Below are 3,449 nucleotides of genomic sequence, written 5' to 3' on the forward strand. Positions count from 1 at the left end.
GAAAAATTTTATCCCAACCGAGGGATTTAAAGAAAATTAACGTCTTAAAGAAAATGGACAACTGGAAAGAAAAAATAATCACAAGTATCGATGGCCTAGAGCGAGCTCAGCCACCTGTTGGGGCTTTTGAGAAAATTCAGCAAAAAATTCAAGTTCAGAAAGCTGCTAAGAAAAAATTGAATACCATCGAGTGGATTGCAGCAGCTGCATCTATTGCCTTGATCTTAACTGGAAACATTTTGTTTATAAGTTCTTACCAGAATGATCCGGTGACTCCTTCTCAGACAGAATCCTACATCCAATTCAGTACAGACTATAATATCTATTCTGATGAAAACTAATGCCTTTTTGAAAATAGCACTTGGAATTATGGTCTTGATAAATATTTCAATTATTGGAATGTTTCTCTTCAAACCAAAAAAAATGCCACCTAGGGATTCAATAGACTTGAAATCCAAGATCTCAGAAAAATTGAATTTGGATGAAAATCAACGCGAGCTTTATTTCCAATTGGCTCTAAGCCATCGAGAATCCTTGGCTAGGGTAGAAAAAGAGCAGAAACCTCTACTCGAAGAATATTTCTCCTCTTTGAAAAATCAAAGCGATGATTCCATGGCTCAGGATTCTTTATTAAATCTAATTGTCGGTTTGGATCGGGAAAAACTAACGCTTACCTATTCTCATTTTTCGGAGTTAAAGAAAATTTGTAATCCTGATCAAACGCTTGCTTTCGATGATATTGTTGTTGAAATCACCCAGGTTTTGGTAGGTGGAGATAAAAAATCTCCACCTCCTCCGAGGGATTAAATTTTTCTTCGCGTCATAAGAGAAAACAAACTCTGCTATGATGCGACTAATGAAACTTTCTCTCCTTCCAATTTTTCTTTTGGGGATAATTTTGTCTTCCTGTGTAAAAAAGCAAGGACAAGAGGAAATCGCTCAAGATACTCGAGTGGAAACCTTGCCATATTACCAATCAGCGGATTTCACTCCTATTTGGATTTCTGATCCGGATTCAGTTCCGTCAGACTTTCACCAAATCCCTTCATTTTCATTTACAAACCAACTTGGAGAGACGATTTCAGATGAAAGTTTGAAAGGGCAGATTATGGTCGTGGACTTTTTCTTTACCACATGCCCCGGCATTTGCCCTAAGATGACTGGTAAAATGAAACTAGTGCAGGAGGCCTTTTTGGATGAGGAGCAAGTGAGTATACTTTCGCATTCAGTGACTCCGGATTATGATCAAGTCGAAATCTTGGCCGAGTATGCCGAACGATATGGGGTGATAGCCGGGAAATGGCATTTGCTGACTGGGGACCGGGAAAAAATTTATGATTTGGCTCGAAACTACTATTTCGCAGAGGAGGATTTAGGTCTTTTGAAGGCGCCCGATGAATTCCTTCACACTGAGAATTTTGTTCTAGTTGACCAAAATCGGCATATCCGTGGAATTTATAACGGATTGAACGGCGCCTCTATCAACCAACTAATTGCAGATATCAAATCTTTAAAAAAATCTTAACCGATAAAATCACTATGAAAAAGCTACTGCTAATCTGTTTAACAATGGGAATCATGAATATTGCTTTTGGCCAAGTCCAAGGACAGCAAAGACCCGGAAGACCTTCGCCAGAAGAAATGATAAAAAAGGCGAAAACTGACTTGAATCTTACTGACGCTCAAGTAAAAGAATGGCAAGAAATTCATAAAAAATATGGAAAACCGGATTCTGATCGAAAGAAAGCGGAAGAATCTCGTGCTGCAATGACCAAAGAACTTGAGGCAACATTGAACGCCGAGCAAAAGGAGAAATTTAAAAAAATGCGTCCAGGACAAGGGCCTCCACCAAAAGGTGGAGGAAAATAGCAGATTGAATTCCCCCTTCAATATTTTCCTAAAAGTGGAAAATCTCAGAGGAAGACTTCCACTTGATGAAGCTAAGCTATCTACTGATATCCAATCGTTTTGCGTCAGGGAAAACTATAGGTAAAAAGAAAATCCAAAAAATTATTGAATACAGCCGAGGGGATTTTTAGAAAAAAGCGTCTAATCAATTAGACTATGAATGTTTTAAGTATCAAACCGTATTAATCTTAAAAATCAATAAAATGAACAAATCAAAATTATCAATCTTTGGAATAGGGTTCTTGGCTTTAGTCATCACTATTGTTTCTTGTAATAATGGGGATGAAGATCCCATAATTGAAACACCAGCAGCTGGCTCTGTAGATATTACAAGCGTAGTTCAAGCAAGCTATACAAACGGAGTTACTATCTCCACAGGTAATGGTTCGATTACGCTCACTTCCAATGGAACTCCAAATCACGTCTCAGCTTATTGGGGCGAAGGACATCCGCTCTATGAGGTAAATCCGACCGGCGTAAATCCAGGAATTATTCGTGAGAGAACCAATATAATGACGATTCCAACTAACCCAGTCTCTGCCAGCGTCAAAGAAGTAACTGCATTGGGAGCAATTGGTATGTCTTTAAATGGTGTTCCTATATACAATGACCGTGAGGGAGGTAATGTGCCTTTGGATCCGATGGTATTAGAACACTTCGAAAGGGCAGGTGCACACGTTGGGCCAAGTGGTTATCATTATCACGTAAATGGAGACTTTACCACAAAAGACGATGCAAACTTGGTTGGTTTTCTTAGAGATGGGTTTCCTATTTATGGCAGAAAATGTGTTTCAGGCGTCTATCCATCTGATTTAGATGAAAATGGAGGACATACAAGTACAACGGCGGATTTTCCAACGGCTATTTATCATTACCATTGCTCGAATACAAACTACCTAAACCTTGGAGTCTATATACTTAAAGCTGGAAGTTATCATGGTACAAAGGGAACGTATGTTCAATAAATTATTAATTCTTATTTGCTCCGTATTAATTATTGGTTGTGGCAAAAATGAAAAGCCTACAAACGAAATTTATCAAGCGACTATAGAAAATGTAGATGTTTCTAAAGTGCCAAACCATACTGTGTATGTAAATGATATTGCTTTAAAGTTATTGAATGGGGTTTACCATTATAATGGTAAACCCTTTTCGGGTTATTTAAAGGAGAAATTTGAAAATAATGACATAAAAAGTGTTGGGTCTTATTTAAATGGTAAACAACATGGAATAACAAAAACATTCTTTCGTAATGGCATTACAGACACTGAAAGAAGTTTTAAAAATGGGAAAGCCTTTGGTAAGCATATAGGGTATTGGGAGAATGGGAACAGAAAATTTGAGTTTATCTACTTTGACAATAAAAGAGAAGGGTTGCAAAAACAATGGTATGAAACAGGTACTCGTTATTGCGAATTAAACTATGCCAATGACAGTGAAAATGGGATGCAAAAAGCATGGCGTGAAAATGGTAAGCTTTATACTAATTATGAAGTAAAAAATGGTGTCAGATATGGACTTCAAAAATCTGGTCTGTGTTA

The 3,449-nt window shown here is 37.6% G+C and carries 6 protein-coding genes; all 6 read left to right on the forward strand.

Translation table 11 applies throughout. The annotated features are described in order from the left end of the window. On the forward strand, positions 1-341 hold a 341-nt coding region (locus tag Q0L68_RS18180), incomplete at its 5' end, for a hypothetical protein (RefSeq protein WP_296705679.1). Between the two features lie 82 nt (positions 342-423). Next, entirely contained in the window at positions 424-807 is a 384-nt protein-coding gene (locus Q0L68_RS18185) for a hypothetical protein (protein WP_296705680.1), read from the forward strand. A 40-nt stretch (positions 808-847) separates the two neighbouring features. Further along, positions 848-1,525: an SCO family protein gene (locus Q0L68_RS18190; RefSeq protein ID WP_296705681.1), complete on the forward strand. Its 678-nt coding sequence runs from the start codon at positions 848-850 to the stop codon at positions 1,523-1,525. A 14-nt stretch (positions 1,526-1,539) separates the two neighbouring features. Beyond that, complete coding sequence (locus tag Q0L68_RS18195; protein ID WP_296705682.1) at positions 1,540-1,869, forward strand: Spy/CpxP family protein refolding chaperone; 330 nt, start codon at positions 1,540-1,542, stop codon at positions 1,867-1,869. Between the two features lie 242 nt (positions 1,870-2,111). Beyond that, on the forward strand, positions 2,112-2,873 hold the full coding sequence (locus Q0L68_RS18200; protein ID WP_296705683.1) for a YHYH protein: 762 nt from the start codon (positions 2,112-2,114) through the stop codon (positions 2,871-2,873). After that, positions 2,845-3,449: hypothetical protein (locus tag Q0L68_RS18205; RefSeq protein WP_296705684.1), on the forward strand; the 605-nt coding region annotated here is incomplete at its 3' end. The genes Q0L68_RS18200 and Q0L68_RS18205, both read left to right, overlap by 29 nt.

The organism is Algoriphagus sp. (assembly GCF_024642405.1).
Lineage (GTDB): Bacteria > Bacteroidota > Bacteroidia > Cytophagales > Cyclobacteriaceae > Algoriphagus.